The organism is Flavobacterium bizetiae (genome assembly GCF_902804475.1).
GTDB lineage: Bacteria > Bacteroidota > Bacteroidia > Flavobacteriales > Flavobacteriaceae > Flavobacterium > Flavobacterium bizetiae.
Genome location: NZ_CADCSU010000179.1, coordinates 1 through 17616 on the forward strand (window position 1 = coordinate 1; position 17616 = coordinate 17616).

Sequence of the window (17616 nt, forward strand, 5' to 3'; positions counted from 1 at the left end):
AAACTCCAAATTCCAAATTCCAAAGGCTTCGACTTCGCTCAGCCGGACAATAGTTGCTCTTATATATGATGTATAAAAAAAATAAACCCGACAGCTTTTTTTAAACTGTCGGGTTTGGGGGGTTGAAATTTTACCTTATATATAGGAGGCTATTTTTTATTGAGTGTTTTTGCTTTTGCTTCCCAATGATTCATTAGGTCGTCGTAGTTTACGGGATTTGCGGATTTTTGGTTAGCAAGGCGTCCGGATTCAAATGCTCTGAGAAGAATGGTTTCTATAAGATAGTCTTCGTTGACTTCATAGGGCTTGTATTCGGTTTTTAAACTAATGTCGAATAAATTGGCTGTGGTATTGGATACAAAGGCTTTGAAACCGCTTTTTAGGGTTTTGATTAATTCGTATGTTGTGATACCGGTTTGTCTGTGTATTAGCTTTACCAGAATTTGACCTTGTTTACGGGAAAGTTTTTTAAGTCTTTCTTCGAATTCATTATTAAGGTAGTCTTCTACAATTTTGAAATACTTTTTCTTTTCACGGCTGGTTTTTAGACGTGCCATTCCGCTATTTAGAGCTGTTAACCTATCTGCGGCTAATTTTGCATAGGGATAAACTTTATACACCCTGTTTTGAAGGATCAGGAATTGCTTTTGCGCTTCGGGATCTAGTTTTTCTTTCGAAATAATAATCTCAGGCAATTGGATTGTATCGTTTAAAATAGAGTCCTGCTCGGTTAATATATAACCCATTTGTTGGTTTTCTTTGGTGGTAACCTGAGCCTGACCGGTTAACGAAATCAATATAAAGAATAAAATGCAGTAGGTAAATCTCATTGAATCATAATTTAAGTGTAAAATTATATATTTATATACAACTCTAATACCAAATTTATAAATTAGCAAAAAAATATTTTTATGAGCACAGAATCTATCTTAAAAGATACCTCGATTGCTTTCCTGGAAAGCTACCTAAATAACGCCTCTCCTACTGGCTACGAAAGTGAAGGGCAAAAACTTTGGATGAATTATTTGAAACCTTATGTAGACACTTTTATTACGGATACTTACGGAACTGCCGTGGGGGTTATTAATCCTGATGCGCCTTTTAAAGTCGTTATTGAGGGGCACGCGGATGAAATTTCATGGTATGTAAACTATATTACTGATGATGGTTTGTTGTATGTAATTCGTAATGGTGGTTCTGATCATCAGATTGCGCCATCGAAAAGGGTTCATATTCATACTAAAAAAGGAATCGTAAAAGGTGTTTTTGGCTGGCCGGCGATTCATACTCGTTTGCGCGATAAGGAAGAGTCTCCAAAAATTAGCAATATTTTTATTGATTTAGGTTGCGAAACTAAAGAACAGGTTCTTGAAATGGGCGTTCATGTGGGTTGTGTGATTACATATCCGGATGAATTCATGATTTTGAACGAGAATAAATTTGTTTGCCGTGCGATCGATAACAGAATGGGTGGTTTTATGATTGCCGAAGTAGCTCGTTTATTAAAAGAAAACAACAAAACACTTCCGTTTGGTTTATACATCGTGAATTCTGTTCAGGAGGAAATTGGTCTTCGTGGTGCTGAAATGATCGCGCAGACGATTAAGCCTAATGTGGCTATTGTTACTGATGTTTGCCATGATACGACTACGCCTATGATTGATAAAAAGGTTGAAGGTGATCTTAAAATGGGTAAAGGTCCAGTTATTGCTTATGCTCCGGCGGTACAAAATAAATTACGTGATTTAATTGTAGATACTGCCGAAGAGAATAAAATTCCGTTTCAGCGTCATGCTACTTCGCGTGCTACAGGAACTGATACTGACGCTTTTGCTTACAGTAACGGCGGTGTAGCATCGGCATTGATTTCTTTGCCTTTGCGATACATGCATACAACAGTAGAAATGGTTCATAGAGAAGATGTTGAAAATGTGATTCAGCTGATTTATGAATCGTTATTGAAAATTGAAAACAATGAAACTTTTTCTTATTTTAAATAAGAACTGATTGAAAACGCGAATTCGGTTGTTGTTACAAATGACCGAATTTGCAAATATAAAACTGAATGAAGATACTATTACTCGAAGATGATTTTACTTTATCTAAAGAAATCTCCGCATTTTTTACCACAAAAGGATTCGAGTGTTTCCCTTATTATGATGGTTCTTTATTATTGAAAAAGTATTTTCCGTACGAATATGATTTAATTGTTCTTGACATCAATGTTCCCGGAACTAACGGAATTGATGTCTGCAAGGGTATTCGTGAGGTGGATAAAAAGACTCCTATTATCATGCTAACAGCTTTTAGCGAAATAGACGATAAATTATCTTCTTTTGATAGCGGCGCTGATGATTATCTGGTTAAGCCTTTTCATTTTAAGGAATTGTATGCCCGAATCTCTTCTTTGTTACGACGAAAGGATATTCCGCAGCAGATGGAGAAAAAGATCACGATTCAGGATTTAGAAATTTTAGAAGATGATATGAAGGTTTTTCGTTCTGGCGAAGAAATCAAACTTACTCCTAAGGAATTTAAACTGATTTTGATTTTGGCTCATGCCAAAGGAAAAGTGCTGTCGAAACAGTTTATAGCCGAAAAACTTTGGGATTATCATATCGAAACGAATCAGAACACGATTGAGGTTTATATTAATTTTTTGAGAAAGAAAATTGATAAAGACCATGAAACAAAACTTATCCGAACCAAAGTCGGTTATGGATATTATTTGAGCGATCAGGAATGACATTAAAAAACCGGATATCACTTTTAGTAAGCTTATTATTTACAATCCTTTTTGGGTTGGCTTCTACTTTGATATTTGTTTTATATTCTAATTTTAGAAAAGACGAGTTTAGAGATCGTCTTGAAATTAAGGCGCTTTCTAACATTAAACTTCTTGTAAATGTAAAGGAAATCGACAATCAGCTTTTGAAGATGATTGATCAAAACTCGATTAATAAGTTGTACGATGAGAAAACGCTGGTTTTTGATTCTAATTACAAACTGATTTACAGTAGTATTGATGATGCAAAAATAAAATGGTCGGTTGATGATTTAAAGTATTTAAAAAAGAATAAGACTTTTTTTAAAAAACAAGGAAACTATGAGGTTTACGGTGTTTTTTATGATACAAAAGACAGGGATTTTTATGCTTTAATTTCGGCAACGGATAATTTTGGTCAGCGAAGATTGCTGTTTTTAAGATATACTCTAATAGTATCTTATATTTTTTTTACATGTATTTGCTGGGTAGTTACTTCTATTACTGTAAAAAAGTTGATGAGTCCGCTGAATACTTTTCATCAAAAAATAAAAAACATCAACGAAAATAATCTTGATACTCGTGTAGAGTCTAAAAGAAATAAGGATGAAATTGACTTGATTGCCAATGAATTCAATTTTATGATGGATAGAATTGAAATCTCTTATCAAAGACAAAAGGAATTTACCGCAAATGCTTCTCACGAACTGAGAACTCCTTTGTCGAGAATTACTTCTCAGATAGAAAACGTAATTGCTGATACTAAAACAAGCAATGAACGAAAAAGTTTTTTAAAGAACATTTTATCTGATGTAAATCAATTGACAGAATTAATTAATTCGTTGTTGATTTTATCTAAAATAGACAACAAAAATCACGAAAACAACGAAGTTCATCGTATGGATGAAATATTGTTTTCGGCGATTGAGAATCTGAATAAAACTTATCCTGAATTTGTTATTTTATTTGATATAGAAGAAAATGATAATTTAGATGTTGCCTTAGAAATAAAAGGCAATAAAAATTTACTGGAAATTGCTTTAAGCAATGTGTTAAAAAACGCTTGTGTTTACTCAGACAACAAACAGGCAAAAGTTGTTATTAGTACTCAGGATAACAATCTTATTATTTCCGTTTCGAATACGGGAGAAACTTTAAACGAAGAAGAGCAAAAAAATCTTTTTCAACCTTTCATGCGTGGTAAAAATTCTAAAGGTACTTCAGGTTTTGGCCTTGGATTACGTATAGTTCAGCGCATTTTAACACTTCATAATGCATCTATAACCTACAGTGTTCCAAAGATTAACACGAATTTATTTCAATTATTTTTTCATTTATAAATTATTTTAAGGTATTTTTAAGGTAGATTTTAAGGTGTCTTAAAGTCTAGTGATAGCATATTTGTATAATTAAAAATAATACAATGAGAAAACTCTGTGCATTCCTACTTGTACTTCTCGGTCCTGTAGTTTTGGCTCAAAAAACAGTCACCCTTCAAGACTGTGAAAGCCAATTTCTTAAAAACAACCTCTTTTTGCTGGCATCACAATACAATATCGATGCTTCGAAAGCGCTAACAATTCAGGCGAAAATTTGGGACAATCCATCGCTTACGGCAGAGTTAAATGCTTACAACCCTGAAAGGAATCAATATTTTGATATTGGCAAACAGGGACAAAAAGCTTTTGGAATCGAGCAGCTAATTTATCTTGGCGGAAAAAAGCGCAACGAAATTAAGTTAGCACAAACCAATGAACAATTGGCCGAGTTACAGTTTAATGATTTATTAAGAACTTTAAAACTACAACTGCGAAAAAGCTTTTTTACGGTTTACTACAACAAAAAAAGTCTTGAAACCACAGACAATCAGCTTGCTCATATCGAAGACTTGATCAATTCCTATTCTGTTCAGGTTCAAAAGGGTAATATTCCTTTAAGAGATCTTGTTCGTTTGCAATCGCTCTACCTGAATTTTAAAAACGAGCGTATGGAAGTTGTGAATGAAAATATTGAGGAACAAGCTAATTTAAAGCTATTATTAAATTCAGCTGAAAATGTTACGCCGGAAGTTTCTAAAGAAGAGTTTAATAAATATCTCGTGACAATTCCTTTTGATCTTAAATTATTTCAGGATGATGCGATTGCCAATCGTCCGGATTATTTAGCCAAGCAAAAGGATATCGAAGCGAATGAAATCAATGTAAAATGGCAAAAAGCACTTGCTTTTCCTGACATTACGGTTGGTGCGAATTACGACCAACGTAGTGGAGCATTTAACAGAGAGGCTAATTTGACACTTGGAATTCCGTTACTGCTTTGGAACAAAAACAAGGGGAATATAAAATATGCGAAAACCATTTTAGAACAATCAAAAGTTGAAAAGCAAAATTTTGACTTGCAACTGCAAACCGAAATTACATCGGCATGGAACAAATGGGATGAATCCCGTAAAAACTATGTGGTCATAAAGCCTACTGTTAATTCTGATTTTGAAGCGGTTTATAACGGAATCCTGACCAACTTTCAGAAACGAAACATCAGTTTATTAGAATTTACTGATTTTATGGAAAGCTACAATCAGGCTTCGATTCAGGTTAATGAATTAAAGAAAAAAGTAGTGCTTTCAGGCGAAGAACTAAATAGTACCATCAACAAAGACTTATTCTAAAACTAAACAAAATGAAATATAAACTAATTATAGGAATTGCTCTTGTGAGTTTATCAATTGCAAGCTGCAAAAAGGAAGTCGAAAATCCTGATACTAACACCTCTTTTGCTTTAAGCGATGCCATGCTAAAGACAACTACAACGGCAGAAGCACAAACTCAACCGGTAAAAAATGTATTGAGTTTTTACGGAAAAATCACAGCCGATAACAATAAAATGATCGATGTTTACCCACTCGTTGGCGGAAACGTAATTAAAGTAAATGTAGAACTTGGGGATTATGTTAAAAAAGGACAGGTTCTGGCAACTATAAAAAGTACCGACATTGCTGATTTTGAGAAACAATCTATAGATGCTAAAAACGATTTATTGGTAGCAAAGAATCAATTGAAAGTAGCTCAGGAATTATTTGACGGAAAATTAAATTCTGAAAGTGATGTTCTTCAGGCAAAATCTGAAGTAAACAAAGCCCAATCTCAATTAAGTAAAGTTCAGGAAACGTATAAAATTTATAATATTAAAGCGGGTTCTATTTATGAAGTAACAGCTCCTATTAGCGGTTTTATCATTCAAAAAAGTATTAATCAAGATATGCTTTTAAGAAACGATCGTTCTGAAAACATCTTTGATATTGCTGAGATTAGCGAAGTTTGGGCATTGGCTAACATTAATGAAATTGACATTAATAAAGTAAAATTAGGTATCGATGCTGATGTTACTACACTAAGTTATCCTGATAAAGTTTTTAAAGGAAAAGTCGATAAAATCTTCAATGTTATCGATCCGGAAACCAAAGCAATGCAGGCACGTATCAAATTAGACAATCCCGGTTATATGCTAAAACCTGATATGAATGCTAATATTAAGCTTTCTTACAGCGAAGGAGAGTCTATGATAGCCGTACCTAGTAAAGCGATTGTTTTTGATAAAAGCAAAAACTTTGTTATGATTTTTAAAGATCGTAATAACATCGAGACGAGACAAGTAGACGTATACAGAGTTGTTGGTGAAACAACTTATATCTCTAAAGGATTAAAAGAAAATGAAAAAGTAATTACCAATAATCAGTTATTTATTTATCGCGCACTAAACGAATAATTAAATGGGGAAATCTGTAAAAATATTGAGTTTTGCAACGTTATTTATTTCAACACTATCCTTTTCGCAAGAAACAGATTCGATACGAAAATATAGTCTGAAATTTCAAATGACCTCTATCTACCAATATCACCCAGCTTTTCATGCCGATTATTCAGGAACAAATAGTATGTCTCCGGAAGACGAAGGGGCTTTATCATTAACATCAACTTTATATCTTGATGTTCTGCTCTGGAAAGGTGCAACCATAACTTTTAATCCTGAAATGTCAGGAGGAGAAGGTTTGTCTCAGGCCAAAGGATTAGGTGGTTTTCCTAACGGAGAAACCTTTAGAATTGGAGATTCCAAACCAGTAGTTTATGTTGCCAGAATGCTTTTAGAGCAAAAGTTTCAATTTAAAAGTAATAGATCGTTACAATTGGTTTTCGGGAAATTTGGACTATCAGACTATTTCGATAACAACACTTATTCTCACGATCCGAGAACACAATTTTTAAACTGGGCCTTAATGACTTACGGAGCCTGGGATTATGCAGCAAATACTCGCGGATATACAGATGGTTTATATGCTAACTATCAATTTGACAGCTGGCAGGTACGAGGTTCTTTAAGCGCTTTACCCACTTATGCCAACGGGCCAAATGTTGAATTTAGTTTTAAAGATTCTAATGCTATAAATCTCGAAATTGAGAAAAAGGTAGTCTTTAAAAACAATGATACCAGTACAATTAAACTATTAGGATATCGAAATGTGGCTGGAATGGGAAATTATGACGAAGCTAATTCAATTTTTGTAACTACTCCTGATATCAAAAGTACAAGACAAAACGGTCGTACTAAATATGGTATTGGTTTAAATATGGATTATACACACGGAGATAATTGGGGGCTTTTTGCAAGAATGAGTTACAATGATGGTAAAAATGAAACCTGGGCATTTACAGAAATTGACAGATCTGCGCAATTAGGCGCGAGTTTACAAGGAAAAATGTGGAACCGTCCGGATGATTTTGCCGGCATTGCTGTAGTAGCAAACGGATTATCAAACCCACATGAAAAATACCAAAAATTAGGAGGAAATGGTTTTATGATTGGTGACGGAAATTTAAATTATGGAGTAGAACAAATCGTAGAAGTTTTCTATTCGTTTTTAGTGCCTAACACACATATCACGCTTTCGCCAGATTATCAGTTTGCCATGAATCCGGGATATAATAAAGATCGGGGCCCGATTCAGTTTTTTGCATTACGATTCCATACAGAGTTCTAAGCTTAAAATGAAAATATAATTTAAAAAATAAAAAATCATCATTTAAAATACTTTTTAAAATGAACAAATTCATAAGAAATATTATTGCTTTTTCGCTTAAGAACAAAGCGTTTACCTTTTTCTGGGTAGGATTATTGGCAGTCGCCGGATTTATTTCTTTCAAAAATATGCCAATCGATGCCTTTCCTGATGTAACCAATACTCAAATTATCATCATCACGCAATGGAACGGAAAAAGCGCCGAAGAAGTAGAACGTTTTGTAACCTCGCCTATCGAAATCTCCATGAACTCGGTACAAAAAAAGACCAGCGTTCGTAGTATTACGATGTTTGGTTTATCGGTTATTAAAATTATTTTTGATGATGGTGTCGACGATACTTTTGCGCGTCTTCAGGTCAACAATTTATTAAAAAATGTCTCCCTTCCGGATGATGTCGAACCAGATGTTCAGCCCCCTTATGGTCCTACGGGTGAAATTTTCAGGTATATTGTAAAAAGCGATAGCAGAGACAGTAGGGAATTATTAACCTACCAAAACTGGGTAATCGACAAACAACTCCGTTCTGTTCCCGGCGTTGCCGATTTAAATGTTTTTGGAGGTCAAACTAAAACCTACGAAGTTGGTGTTGATCCAATAAAACTAGCAAAATATAACATTACCCCTCTTCAGGTTTATAATGCTGTAAACGGAGGAAACCTGAATGTGGGTGGAGATATTATCGAAAAAAACGGTCAGGCTTTTGTGGTTCGCGGAGTTGGACTTTTAAAATCGATTCAGGATATCGAAAATATTATTGTAGACGATGCTAACGGAAACCCAATTTTGGTCAAGAATTTAGCGACCGTTTATGAAAGTGCCATGCCTCGCGTTGGTCAAACTGGTTTGGCTAATAATGATGATGTTGTCGAAGGTATTATTGTAATGCGAAAAGGAGAAAATCCGCAGGAAACATTGGCCTTGATTAAAGCTAAAATCAAAGACCTGAATGATAATGTTCTTCCAAAAGATATCAAATTAGTGACTTTTTACGATCGTGATAATTTGATGAATTTCACGACCGAAACTGTAATGCATAATTTATTCGAAGGAATTATTCTGGTTACCTGCGTCGTGTTTCTTTTCATGGCCGACTGGAGAACTACTTTTACTGTTTCGATTGTTATTCCGTTGTCTTTACTATTCGCGTTTTTATGTTTAAAAATGATGGGAATGAGCGCCAACTTACTGAGTTTAGGTGCGGTCGATTTCGGGATTATTATAGATGGTGCCGTCGTTATGGTCGAAGGATTATTTGTAGTATTAGATCATCGGGCGCATCAATTGGGTATGACAGCTTATAATAAAATTGCAAAAGGTAGTCTTATCAAGAAAACCGGAGCTGAAATGGGTAAAGCCATCTTCTTCTCGAAATTAATCATTATAACCGCCTTATTGCCCATATTCTCGTTTCAGAAAGTCGAAGGAAAAATGTTCTCTCCCCTGGCCTATACTTTAGGTTTTGCTTTAATGGGCGCGTTACTTTTTACCTTGACATTGGTTCCTGTTTTATCGCATATTCTTTTAAATAAAAATGTAAAAGAAAAAAACAATCCGTTTGTAAATTTCTGGAATCGAATTGTGAGCAAAAGTTTCGCTTGGACATTCAAACATAAAGTACAGACCCTTATTGGTTCTATCTCGCTTTTGGCTGTTGTATTTTTCTCTGCTACTTTTTTAGGAACAGAATTTTTACCACAATTAAATGAAGGAGCTTTATGGGTAACCGCCGAATTACCAATGAGTACGTCATTGCCCGAAAGTGTCAAAACCGCGGCCATTATTAGAAAAGATCTCGAAAGTTTTCCTGAAGTAAAAAATGTTTTATCGCAAACCGGAAGAAGTAATGACGGAACGGATCCTAATGGTTTCGGTTTTATACAGCTTCAGGTTGATTTAAAACCAAAATCAGAATGGAAACGAAAAATAAGTATGGATGATTTAATTAATCAAATGGATGAAAAGCTAAAAGTTCACCAGGGAATTACGTATAATTATTCGCAACCCGTAATTGATAACGTAGCCGAATCTGTAGCTGGTTTTAAAGCCTCAAATGCCGTTAAAATTTATGGAGACGATCTCGATAAATTAGACGAATTGTCGAATGAAGTCCTGGCTCAGATAAAAAATATTCCCGGTATAAAAGATGCCGGAATTCTGCGAAATGTTGGTCAGCCGGAAATTAGCGTTGTACTTGACAGAGATAAAATGGCAGCTTATGGCGTAACATTAAGTGATGCGCAAGCCGTTTTAGAATTAGCTTTTGGAGGAAAAACAGCTACTGAAAAATATGAAGATGACAAAAAATTCGACGTCAGAGTTCGTTTTTCTAAAGAATACCGTAAAGACGAAAATGATATTGCCGAACTTAAAGTTCCTACCATCAGCGGAATTAAAATTCCTTTAAAAGAAATTTGTGACTTAAAAACCATTACAGGTCCTGCATTCATTTACAGAGACAATACCAAACGTTTTATTGGGGTAAAATTCTCTGTTCGTGACCGAGATTTAGGAAGTACTATTGCAGAAGCACAGGCAAAAGTCGCTAAAATGAAATTGCCAACAGGATATACTGTAGGCTGGACAGGTGAATTTGAAAATCAGGTTCGTGCCAGCGCTCGTTTAGCTCAGGTTGTACCTATCAGTTTAATTGGAATATTTGTTCTTTTGTTTATTCTATTCGGAAATATTAAAGATTCATTGTTGGTTTTAGCCAATGTTCCGTTTGCAATTATCGGAGGAATTATCGCTTTGCATCTTACCAGAATGAATTTCGGAATCTCGGCAGGTGTTGGTTTTATTGCCTTACTGGGAATTTGTATCCAAAATGGAGTTATTCTGATATCCGAATTTCATCATAATTTAAAAGCAAAATTCACACTCGAAGAATCTATATTTATGGGCGTAAAAGCCAGAACAAGAGCCGTAGTAATGACTGCGCTTATGGCGTCTATAGGTTTAATGCCAGCAGCAATTTCAACTGGAATTGGTTCTGAATCTCAAAAACCATTAGCCATTGTGATTATCGGAGGATTAATTACAGCCACCGTGTTAACGCTTCTGGTATTCCCTATTATCTTCTGGGTGTTCAACAGAAAAAAAGATATTCCAATCGAATAACGATATTTAAGATAGATTAATTGGTTAAATTAATTTGATTAGGTTTGAAAGAAAAAAGCATCATTATTTTTAATGGTGCTTTTTTTAATTTAGATAACTATTAGTTCACTATATTGCGTACTATTTTTATTACAGACAAAACCTTATGAAATATATTTATTTTCTAGTTACCCTATTTTTCATCTCATGTATCGCTTCAGTAATTAATCCAAAAGAAGGATTTACTTGTTTTCTTGAAGTCATTCCGGCTATTATTGGTTTTCTGATTTTGGTTTTTACTTTCAAAAAGTTTCGATTTACCAATTTCACTTATACCCTGATCTTAATTCATTGTATCATTTTATTCATTGGCGGACATTATACGTATGCCGAAGTTCCGTTTTTTGATTACATCAAAGAGGTTTTTCATCAAAGCAGAAATAACTATGATAAAGTAGGTCATTTTGCACAGGGTCTAGTGCCGGCAATGATCATAAGAGAATTATTTATTCGTAAAAAGGTAATCAATAATCAAAGTTTTTTCAACTTTATTATAGTATCCATTTGTCTTGCTATAAGTGCAACGTACGAATTTATCGAATGGTTTGTATCTATCGCAACCGGAGATGGCGGCGATGCGTTTTTAGGAACTCAGGGTTATGTCTGGGACACACAATCTGATATGCTTTTTGCCACTATTGGTGCAATTGCAGGGTTGATTCTATTCTCTAAAATACAAGACAAAGAAATTCAAAAAATAGACTTTTAAGAATCATCTATTTTTTAGGAGCTATTTCCCGCTGTCCTTCCAAATCTTTTGCTTTTTAAAGAAAAAAGCAAAAGGATTTTCCCTCCCATCGGGGCTAAAAATAATCCAATAAAAAAACGACCTACTGCTCAATGAAGGTCGTTTTTGTATACTAACTCAAAACTAGATTTAAACTTTTATTTTATGTCTTTCAAAAGAGCAATAGCCTCTGCTGCGTTTGATAGTTGTGCATATTTTAAAGCTGTAAATCCTTTATCATTTCTAACAGATGCATTTGCTCCGTTTGCTAATAAAACTTTTATAATCTCTACTTTGTTATAGCGTGCTGCTATCATTAATGGAGACAAATCCTCAGATAATTGGTTTACGTCAGCTCCGTATTCTATTAGTTTTTTAACAAATTCAAGATCTCCTTTACTAACTGCCACATTTAGTGGAGTTGAGAAACTGTGTACGATTTCCATTTGTGGTTGTACAAATGATGTTTGATTTGATGCCATTGAAACATTTGCAAATGCTACTAAAGCTACTCCTAAATAAATGATTGAATTTTTCATAATGATTGATTGTTGATTGATTAATGATGATTTTTAATTTCTATGTAAATGTAATTCTATTTCTTGTATTATGCATAACAAAGTACCATGTTTTAACTAATTCTTAACTTTCGAGTAACAAACGCCGGGCAAAGGTAAAATCTATGTTACTTCAATTAAGCTTCTATACAATAGACGCCATAATATCAAAAATGTTACAGTGAAAAAGTAATTAATTTAAAAAAACTTCAAAAAAATTTTAATATCATAAATCCAAGACTTTAGTTTTTTTTAACTTTACTTAATATAACGCCTCTAAAATGAGCTTGTTATATAACATCCAAAAACAAAAAAACAATTAATAACCTTTAAATTATAAATTATGGGAATCATCAAAAAAATTCTGGTAATCCTGATTCTGATTCTGGCTATTGTTCTGGTTGCAGCTTATTTTATGCCTAAGAATTATGCTGTCGAAAGAGAAATAACAATAAACAAACCTGTTGATAGTGTTTTTAACTATGTAAAATATTTAAAAAACCAAAACGAATTTAGCGTTTGGGCTAACATTGATCCGAAAATGAAAGTAACCTATTCAGGAAATGACGGAGCTGTGGGTTCAAAATCTGCCTGGGAAAGTGACGTAAAAGAAGTTGGCGTTGGCGAACAGGAAATTACCAATATAACAGAAGGTAAACGCATTGATTTTGCTTTACGTTTCAAAAAACCAATGGAAGATACCGCTGTGGGATTCATGTCTACAGAAACTGTTGCGGGAAATCAAACTAAAGTAAAATGGGGAATTAGTGGCGTTATCCCCTACCCGATGAATATCATGCTGCCCATGATGAAAATGGATCAGATGATTGGTAACGATTTACAAAAAGGTCTTGAAAATCTAAAAGATAAACTAGAAGAATAATCTACACATTTTTAAAAATAAAAAAGCATCAGTTGTAACTGATGCTTTTTTGTTATTCTTATTTTGCGTTTTTTAACATTGCAATAGATTCGGTTGCTTTTGCGTACTCTGCATAATGTATTGCTCTTAAGCCTTTTTCATTCTCGATCCTGGGATTAGCGCCACTGGCCAATAAAATTTCAACAATTTCAAATTTATTAAAACGGGCTGCCAGCATTAACGGTGACATATCCCTAATCACCTTATTGAGATTGACTCCGTATGCAATTAATTTTTTAACACTTTCAATGTCTCCCGCACATACGGCGTAATGTAGAGATGATACTTCATAAGCAGGAGAATCGATTGGATCTTTTACTACTTGCCTGATATTCGACGCATTTAATACGCTTGTAGACATAGCTAGCGCTACAGCTAAAATAATTACTGATTTTTTCATGTTGATTGATGATTATATGATTGATGATAAAAATTAAATTAATGCTAAAATGACATTTTTATTTTTTTTGATTACTCTATTAGTCTACCAAACAACCAAATAAGTTACACCCAAATGCAAAAAAAATAAAAAAAGCAACCCGAATAAACTCCAAATTGCATTTCTCTTTACTTCTTTTTTTTCGCTTTTTTATCAATTTACGCAAAAGAAAATGCCTTGCTATTAGTATAACAAGGCATTTTTATTTTAATAACTTATGATTTAAATATTCACTTAAACCAAAAAATTATTCTTTATTCTTAAGATATTCAATTACATTTTTTTCGATACGCTGATCAATATTAGCGATATCCGCTTTTACGAATTTCTCTCCTAAAATATTTTCATATAATTCAATATATCTTTCAGAAACTGATTCTATATAAGCATCTGTCATATCCGGAATTTGTTGCCCGTCCTGACCCTGAAAACCATTTTCGATCAACCAACGACGTACAAATTCTTTTGATAATTGTTTTTGTTCTTCGCCTTTATCTTGTCTTTCCTGATATCCGTCAGCATAGAAATAACGAGAAGAATCTGGTGTGTGAATTTCATCAATTAAAACAATAACTCCTTCTTTTGTTTTACCAAATTCGTATTTTGTATCTACTAAAATTAATCCGCGTTCTGCAGCAATTTCAGTTCCTCTCTGAAATAAATCACGTGTATATTTTTCTAAAACAATATAATCTTCTTCAGTCACAATTCCTTTAACCAAAATATCTTCACGAGAAATATCTTCGTCATGAGAACCATTATCCGCTTTTGTAGTTGGCGTAATAATAGGTTCAGGAAATTTATCATTTTCCTTCAATCCTTCAGCCATTGGTACACCGCAAATTTGTCTTTTTCCTGCAGCATATTCACGAGCAGCATGTCCTGAAACATAACCACGAATCACCATTTCTACTTTAAAAGGCTCACATAAATGTCCAACAGCAACATTAGGATCCGGAGTTGCAATCAACCAGTTTGGTACAATATCTTCAGTTAATTCCATAAATCTGGTCGCGATCTGATTTAAGATTTGCCCTTTGTACGGAATACCTTTTGGTAAAACCACATCAAAAGCCGAAAGCCTGTCTGTAGCTACCATTACCAAAAGCTCGTCGTTTATGTTGTAAACTTCTCTCACTTTTCCGCGGTAAACTGATTTCTGATCTGGAAAATTAAAATTTGTAGTTGTGATTGTATTGCTCATTATTGTTAGTTGTGTTGTTTTTTATGAATGCAAATTTAAAACTAATTAAAAGAGCAAGCAAGTTTTTTAGTCTCAGTTTACAGGCGCAGTTTACAGTCTAGGTTTACAGTCTCAGTTTTCAATCGCGCTTAATAAGTATACATTCAAAGTCCTTGGTTCAACTTTGTCAAAGTTTTTAACTTTGACAAAGTTTTTTCTGGTGTTTCAAAAATATTCAATTAACTATGTTACGCCATGACTGAATACTGCAACTGTAAACTGAAACTGTAAACTGAGACTGAGACTGAGACTGAGACTGAGACTGAGACTGAGACTGAGACTGAAAACTTATTTAACAAGCGTCGAATTAAATAAATTCAAAATTCTGCTGTATTCGTCAATCCATGAATACGTTTCTTTAAAACCGTGTGATTCAACAGGGAAAGATGCTAAACTCCAGTTTTTCTTTTGTAACTCAATAAAACGTTGCGATAAACGAACGATGTCTTTATATTCTACATTGTCATCAACCATACCGTGTAGCATTACCAGATTTCCTTTTAAGTTATCAGCATAATAAATAGGAGAACTTTTTTTGTACGCTTCAGGATCCGTTTCCGGGAAATTCAAAATATTTCCTGTGTAACCGTGATTATAATGTGCCCAATCTGTAACAGAACGCAATGCAGCGCCCGAAGCAAATTCACCAGGAGTTGTAAGCATTCCCATTAAAGTAATAAATCCACCATAAGAACCGCCATATATACCTACTCTCTTAGCGTCGATTCCGTATTTTTCTACTAATACTTTTTTTCCGTCAAGATGATCAGATAAATCTTTTCCGCCCATAAAACGGTAAATACCAGTTCTAAAATCACGTCCGTAACCATCACTTCCTCTATAATCGATATCCAAAACAGTATAACCTAAATCAGTCAGCATGTTATGAAACATATATTCTCTGTAATAATTACTCCAATAATTGTGAGCATTTTGTAAATAACCCGCACCGTGAACAAAAATCACCGCTGCTTTATTGGCGTTTTCGGTTTTTGGAGTATATAATCTCGCATTTACAGGAGTTCCGTCTTGTGCTTTAAAAGTAATAACTTCAGGTTCTCTCCATTTATAGCTTTTAAAGCTTTCTGATTGAGATGAAGAGATTTGCTGCAAAGTGGTATTCTTTTTATTATCAGCAATATAAAAATCCCAAGGAATATTTTTATACGAATAACGAACTAAAAGTGATTTTTCGTCAGGAGAAATTACTACTTCGTGTGCGCCGTCTTTTGTTAAAATTGGTTCTAAAGCGCCTCCGGTCGAAGCTAATTTATAAAAGTTTCTATTTCCCGGATGAGTTGTATTTGTCGTTAAATAAAATGCTTTTTTATCTTTAGATAAAGTCACATCACGAACTTCCCAATTTCCGCTGGTTAATTGCGTTTTCTTACCTGATTTTAAATTATAAGTATACAAATGAGAATATCCCGTAGCTTCTGATTGAAAATAAAGGGTCTCATTATCTGCCAGAAAACCTAAAACTCCTGAATCAAAAGAATATGACGGAATCCCAGGACCAGCAATCCAGGCGTCGTCATGTTGATATTCTATTTCTTTAAACGTTCCGTTGTCAAGATTTAAACTTACCAGCCATCTGTCTTTATTGTCCTGACTTCTGATTTCTACAATTGCCAAAGATCCGTCTTCGTTATAAACAGGTGCCTGACTTGTAATTAGCTTATCTTCTTTTGCTTTATTTTTTAAATTATCATACGACTCATAATACTTTGGAGCATCCTGAATATGACTTAAGCTCGAAAAATTCACATAGTAAACAGTATCTTTTGCAACAGAATAAATTCCGAATTTAGTTTTTACAAAATTTGCCGTTGATACTTTTTCTTTGGTGTCCGGAGTTTTATTATAACCGTCATCTGTTACAAAAACTTCCATTTTCTCTTTTTTAACCTCAGGTTCTTCAACTAAACTAAAAGTCGCAAAATTTCCGTTTGGATTTGCTTTTAGATTGTAGAAATTATCTTTACCATAAAAATATTCTTTAGCAAAATCAGATTTTACTGCTTTGGTTTTAGCAAGATTCCATTCTTTTTTAGCTGCTGCATCTCGAATAAACTGGAATAATTCTTTTTGTTGCGTCTTTAAAAAAGAATCTTTTTCCTCAGTTTTATCTTTTTTGATTCCTTTATTAAAGTTGGTTATTTGCAGAACTGTTCCCTCTTTTGTATTGTATTTGAATATATTATCGTTTTGCTCAAAGAATAATATTCCTGTAGTTACTCCCAATTCAAGATTAGAAATTGGCGTACTCTGCTGAATAATTTTTTTAACCGCTTTTGTGCTGATTGTATATGAATACAAACCTCCTTTATCTACATAATAAACAACATCTGAATTTGTTTTTCTTTTAAAATCCTGTTTAGAAAAAGCAGCTTCTTTTGGATCAACTAAAACCGGTTTTGCTGCTCCTTTTTGCCAGGAATAAGTGCTTGCGCCTAATTCATCTTTAGGATTCCATTCAAAATAAACTTTTTTACCATCCAGAGACCAGCGTCCGTTTATGGGTTGATTTCCAATAAAAGATTCGCCTTTCATTATCTCTTCTAATTTCAATGTTTGGCTTTTGCCCGAAATTGAAAGAATTAAAAAGGCAAGGATAAAAATGTTTTTTGTCATGGTATTAGTTTTTTGATCTAACAAAAATACACTTTGAGAATTATTAAAAAAATGTTTTTACTATTTGCTTGCGAAATTCTTTGCGTAATATTCAAATA

General features: G+C 33.8%; 14 protein-coding genes. 9 read left to right on the forward strand and 5 right to left on the reverse strand.

Features of this window, described 5'->3' with window-relative positions:
• Positions 1 to 149 precede the first annotated feature (149 nt).
• Positions 150 to 830, reverse strand: a complete 681-nt coding sequence (locus FLACOL7796_RS22290; RefSeq protein WP_173972982.1) for a DUF4294 domain-containing protein — start codon at positions 828 to 830, stop codon at positions 150 to 152.
• 81 nt (positions 831 to 911) lie between these two features.
• Here FLACOL7796_RS22290 and FLACOL7796_RS22295 point away from each other — a divergent pair, with 81 nt between their 5' ends.
• From FLACOL7796_RS22295 to FLACOL7796_RS22330, 8 genes are all read left to right on the forward strand, one after another.
• Positions 912 to 2000, forward strand: coding sequence for a M42 family metallopeptidase (locus FLACOL7796_RS22295; protein WP_173972983.1), 1089 nt, complete (start codon positions 912 to 914; stop codon positions 1998 to 2000).
• Positions 2001 to 2065: 65 nt separating this feature from the next.
• A complete protein-coding gene (locus FLACOL7796_RS22300; protein ID WP_173972984.1) occupies positions 2066 to 2746 on the forward strand; it encodes a response regulator transcription factor in 681 nt (226 codons plus the stop codon).
• Positions 2743 to 4104: a sensor histidine kinase gene (locus tag FLACOL7796_RS22305; protein WP_173972985.1), complete on the forward strand. Its 1362-nt coding sequence runs from the start codon at positions 2743 to 2745 to the stop codon at positions 4102 to 4104. Before FLACOL7796_RS22300 ends, FLACOL7796_RS22305 begins: the two co-directional genes overlap by 4 nt.
• An 83-nt stretch (positions 4105 to 4187) precedes the next feature.
• Complete coding sequence (locus tag FLACOL7796_RS22310) at positions 4188 to 5432, forward strand: TolC family protein (protein ID WP_173972986.1); 1245 nt, start codon at positions 4188 to 4190, stop codon at positions 5430 to 5432.
• An 11-nt stretch (positions 5433 to 5443) separates the two neighbouring features.
• Positions 5444 to 6529, forward strand: a complete 1086-nt coding sequence (locus FLACOL7796_RS22315) for an efflux RND transporter periplasmic adaptor subunit (RefSeq protein ID WP_173972987.1) — start codon at positions 5444 to 5446, stop codon at positions 6527 to 6529.
• 4 nt (positions 6530 to 6533) lie between these two features.
• Positions 6534 to 7799 (forward strand): carbohydrate porin, encoded by a 1266-nt coding sequence (locus tag FLACOL7796_RS22320; RefSeq protein ID WP_173972988.1) that lies wholly within the window; start codon positions 6534 to 6536, stop codon positions 7797 to 7799.
• Positions 7800 to 7858: 59 nt separating this feature from the next.
• Positions 7859 to 10957 (forward strand): efflux RND transporter permease subunit, encoded by a 3099-nt coding sequence (locus FLACOL7796_RS22325; RefSeq protein WP_173972989.1) that lies wholly within the window; start codon positions 7859 to 7861, stop codon positions 10955 to 10957.
• 145 nt (positions 10958 to 11102) lie between these two features.
• Positions 11103 to 11705 (forward strand): DUF2238 domain-containing protein, encoded by a 603-nt coding sequence (locus FLACOL7796_RS22330; protein ID WP_173972990.1) that lies wholly within the window; start codon positions 11103 to 11105, stop codon positions 11703 to 11705.
• A 176-nt stretch (positions 11706 to 11881) separates the two neighbouring features.
• Here FLACOL7796_RS22330 and FLACOL7796_RS22335 read toward each other — a convergent pair whose 3' ends face one another.
• Complete coding sequence (locus tag FLACOL7796_RS22335) at positions 11882 to 12262, reverse strand: ankyrin repeat domain-containing protein (RefSeq protein WP_173972991.1); 381 nt, start codon at positions 12260 to 12262, stop codon at positions 11882 to 11884.
• A gap of 361 nt (positions 12263 to 12623) precedes the next feature.
• On the opposite strand from FLACOL7796_RS22335, the gene FLACOL7796_RS22340 reads away from it, so the two are divergent.
• Positions 12624 to 13163 carry an SRPBCC family protein gene (locus FLACOL7796_RS22340; protein ID WP_173972992.1) on the forward strand — a complete coding sequence of 180 codons (540 nt, stop codon included), beginning with the start codon at positions 12624 to 12626 and terminating at the stop codon, positions 13161 to 13163.
• Positions 13164 to 13221: 58 nt separating this feature from the next.
• On the opposite strand, the gene FLACOL7796_RS22345 is transcribed toward FLACOL7796_RS22340, so the two are convergent.
• The 3 genes from FLACOL7796_RS22345 to FLACOL7796_RS22355 all read right to left on the reverse strand — a co-directional run bounded on the left by FLACOL7796_RS22345 (position 13222) and on the right by FLACOL7796_RS22355 (position 17518).
• Entirely contained in the window at positions 13222 to 13602 is a 381-nt protein-coding gene (locus FLACOL7796_RS22345; protein WP_173972993.1) for an ankyrin repeat domain-containing protein, read from the reverse strand.
• A 286-nt stretch (positions 13603 to 13888) separates the two neighbouring features.
• Complete coding sequence (locus FLACOL7796_RS22350; RefSeq protein ID WP_173972994.1) at positions 13889 to 14845, reverse strand: phosphoribosylaminoimidazolesuccinocarboxamide synthase; 957 nt, start codon at positions 14843 to 14845, stop codon at positions 13889 to 13891.
• A gap of 327 nt (positions 14846 to 15172) precedes the next feature.
• Positions 15173 to 17518 (reverse strand): S9 family peptidase, encoded by a 2346-nt coding sequence (locus FLACOL7796_RS22355; protein ID WP_173972995.1) that lies wholly within the window; start codon positions 17516 to 17518, stop codon positions 15173 to 15175.
• Positions 17519 to 17616 lie beyond the last annotated feature (98 nt).

Excerpts from the sequence above, each read along its gene's own strand:
- FLACOL7796_RS22290 (WP_173972982.1), bottom strand. The coding sequence starts at position 830 with ATGAGATTTACCTACTGCATTTTATTCTTTATATTGATTTCGTTAACC.
- FLACOL7796_RS22295 (WP_173972983.1), top strand. The coding sequence starts at position 912 with ATGAGCACAGAATCTATCTTAAAAGATACCTCGATTGCTTTCCTGGAA.
- FLACOL7796_RS22300 (WP_173972984.1), top strand. The coding sequence starts at position 2,066 with ATGAAGATACTATTACTCGAAGATGATTTTACTTTATCTAAAGAAATC.
- FLACOL7796_RS22305 (WP_173972985.1), top strand. The coding sequence starts at position 2,743 with ATGACATTAAAAAACCGGATATCACTTTTAGTAAGCTTATTATTTACA.
- FLACOL7796_RS22310 (WP_173972986.1), top strand. The coding sequence starts at position 4,188 with ATGAGAAAACTCTGTGCATTCCTACTTGTACTTCTCGGTCCTGTAGTT.
- FLACOL7796_RS22315 (WP_173972987.1), top strand. The coding sequence starts at position 5,444 with ATGAAATATAAACTAATTATAGGAATTGCTCTTGTGAGTTTATCAATT.
- FLACOL7796_RS22320 (WP_173972988.1), top strand. The coding sequence starts at position 6,534 with ATGGGGAAATCTGTAAAAATATTGAGTTTTGCAACGTTATTTATTTCA.
- FLACOL7796_RS22325 (WP_173972989.1), top strand. The coding sequence starts at position 7,859 with ATGAACAAATTCATAAGAAATATTATTGCTTTTTCGCTTAAGAACAAA.
- FLACOL7796_RS22330 (WP_173972990.1), top strand. The coding sequence starts at position 11,103 with ATGAAATATATTTATTTTCTAGTTACCCTATTTTTCATCTCATGTATC.
- FLACOL7796_RS22335 (WP_173972991.1), bottom strand. The coding sequence starts at position 12,262 with ATGAAAAATTCAATCATTTATTTAGGAGTAGCTTTAGTAGCATTTGCA.
- FLACOL7796_RS22340 (WP_173972992.1), top strand. The coding sequence starts at position 12,624 with ATGGGAATCATCAAAAAAATTCTGGTAATCCTGATTCTGATTCTGGCT.
- FLACOL7796_RS22345 (WP_173972993.1), bottom strand. The coding sequence starts at position 13,602 with ATGAAAAAATCAGTAATTATTTTAGCTGTAGCGCTAGCTATGTCTACA.
- FLACOL7796_RS22350 (WP_173972994.1), bottom strand. The coding sequence starts at position 14,845 with ATGAGCAATACAATCACAACTACAAATTTTAATTTTCCAGATCAGAAA.
- FLACOL7796_RS22355 (WP_173972995.1), bottom strand. The coding sequence starts at position 17,518 with ATGACAAAAAACATTTTTATCCTTGCCTTTTTAATTCTTTCAATTTCG.